The organism is Promicromonospora kroppenstedtii DSM 19349, assembly GCF_000515355.1.
In the GTDB taxonomy this organism is placed as follows: domain Bacteria; phylum Actinomycetota; class Actinomycetes; order Actinomycetales; family Cellulomonadaceae; genus Promicromonospora; species Promicromonospora kroppenstedtii.
This window is the reverse complement of the sequence record NZ_KI911609.1, coordinates 52,053-54,206: the sequence shown is the minus strand read 5'-3', so window position 1 is coordinate 54,206 and position 2,154 is coordinate 52,053. Positions and strand designations below refer to the sequence as shown.

Here is a 2,154-nt window from a genome sequence, read left to right as displayed (position 1 = left end):
CGGCGCCGTCCGCACGCTGCGCCAGGCCCTCGGCCTGCCCGCGGGCCTGTACGACGACGACGTGGTCGCCGCGGTCCGCCGCCTCCAGTCCGAGGGCGGGTTGGAGCCGACAGGCGTGACCGACCCCGCCACGTGGGCACTGGTGGCCACCGCCGACCGGGCGCGGGCGGAGATGACGCGCGGCGAGAAGGCCAGTCGCACCCGGCTGTTCACGGCGCTGTCACGGACCACGCTCGCGCCGGGCGCCGAGGACTTCGGCACGCTCACGCTGCACGACCTGCGGCACACCGCTGCGTCGCTGGCGATCTCCGGCGGGGCCACCGTCAAGGCGGTCCAGCGCATGCTGGGTCACGAGTCGCCGGTGCTGACGCTGTCCACGTACGCGGGCCTGTTCGAGGACGACCTCGACGCCCTGGGCGAGACGATGAGCGCGGCGTTCCAGGCGTCCGCCGTCGTGCCCGGGGCCGGGCCTGGTGCCGTGGGCGGTGCGGTCGAGGGGCCCGCGGCGGTCACGCCGATCCGGGCCGTGCGCACCCGCGCGGGCTGACCCGAACCTTTTTCTCGGGAATCGGTGATCCTGATGTCGAGAACCCGACGAGCGCTCCGTCCTAGGGTCGAGGGCGCAGAGACCGCGTCCGTACCGCGTCCACGACGCAGGGCCCCGCGGGGCCCGTGACCAGGGAGACAACCATGGCGAAGTACCTGCTGCTGAAGCACTACCGGCGCGGCGGCCCCGAGTGGGTTCCCGGCACGGACGTGCCGATGGACCAGTGGAGCCCGCAGGAGATCACCGAGCACATCGACTACATGCGCCGGTTCGCCGAGAAGCTCACCGAGAGCGGCGAGTTCGTCGGCGAGGGCGCTCTCTCCCCGGAGGGCACGTTCGTCCGGTACGGCGGCGAGGGCCGCCCGCCGGTGACCGACGGGCCCTTCGCGGAGACCAAGGACCTCATCGCCGGCTGGATGATCATCGACGTCGAGTCCCAGGAGCGCGCCTACGAGGCCGCGGCCGAGCTGTCCGCCGCACCCGGCGTCGGCGGCCGCCCCATCTACGAGTGGCTCGAGGTGCGGCCGTTCCTGGGCGAGGACCTGACGATCTCCGAGTGAGCCGGACGACCTGAGGAAGGCTGGACGTGGACCACGACGCGGTGAACGACCGGGTGCGGACGCTCGCACCGCAGGTCCTCGGCGTCCTCGTCCGTCGCGGAGCAGACTTCGCGACGGCCGAGGACGCCGTCCAGGAGGCCTTGATCGAGGCCGTACGGCACTGGCCCGACGACCCGCCGGACGACGCCAAGGCGTGGCTGCTGCGGGTGGCCGGCCGCAAGCTGATCGACCTCCAGCGGTCCGAGGCCGCCCGACGGAGGCGCGAGGAACGGGCGGGTGACGAGCCGCCGCAGGGCCCCACGGAGCAGTCGGACGACACACTGCTGCTCCTGAGCCGCTGCTGCCACCCCGCGCTCAGCCCGGCGTCGGCCATCGCGCTGACGCTCCGGGCCGTGGGCGGACTGACCACGGCGCAGATCGCGCGGGCCTTCCTGGTCCCCGAGGCCACGATGGCGCAGCGGATCTCGCGCGCCAAGCGCACCATCACCGGCGAGCGGTTCGACACGCCCGGCGACGCCCGCGCGGTGCTGCACGTGCTGTACCTGATCTTCAACGAGGGCTTCACGGGCGAGATCTCGCTGGCCGACGAGGCGATCCGGCTCATGCGCCAGCTCACCGTGTCCTCGGCGGCCCGCCCCGAGGGGGCCGACCCCGAGATCGCCGGGCTGCTCGCGCTCATGCTGCTGCACCACGCGCGACGCGACGCCCGGTACACCGCGTCCGGCGAGCTGGTGCCGCTCGACGAGCAGGACCGGACGCTGTGGGACACCAGGATGATCAGCGAGGGCGTCGACGTGCTCCAGACCGCCCTGTCCCGCGACCGCCTCGGCCAGTACCAGGCCCAGGCCGCCATCGCCGCCCTGCACGACGACGCACCCGTCGCCGCCGAGACGGACTGGCCACAGATCCTGCAGTGGTACGACGAGCTCGCCGGGCTCACGGACAACCCGGTGGTCGCGCTCAACCGCGCCGTCGCCGTGGGGCAGGTGGACGGGCCGCGCGCCGGCCTGGCCGCGCTGGCCGGCGTCGACCCGGGCCTGTCCCGGT

At 73.8% G+C, this 2,154-nt stretch carries 3 protein-coding genes; all 3 read left to right on the top strand.

Translation table 11 applies throughout. The features are described 5' to 3' along the window. The coding region (locus PROKR_RS31340) for a peptidoglycan-binding protein (RefSeq protein ID WP_169736319.1) at window positions 1–547 on the top strand (547 nt) is incomplete at its 5' end. Between the two features lie 143 nt (window positions 548–690). Continuing rightward, a complete protein-coding gene (locus PROKR_RS04070) occupies window positions 691–1,107 on the top strand; it encodes a YciI family protein (protein WP_036959733.1) in 417 nt (138 codons plus the stop codon). A gap of 26 nt (window positions 1,108–1,133) precedes the next feature. Further along, window positions 1,134–2,154 (top strand): RNA polymerase sigma factor (locus PROKR_RS04065; RefSeq protein WP_051432656.1); only part of this gene is annotated, 1,021 nt, incomplete at its 3' end.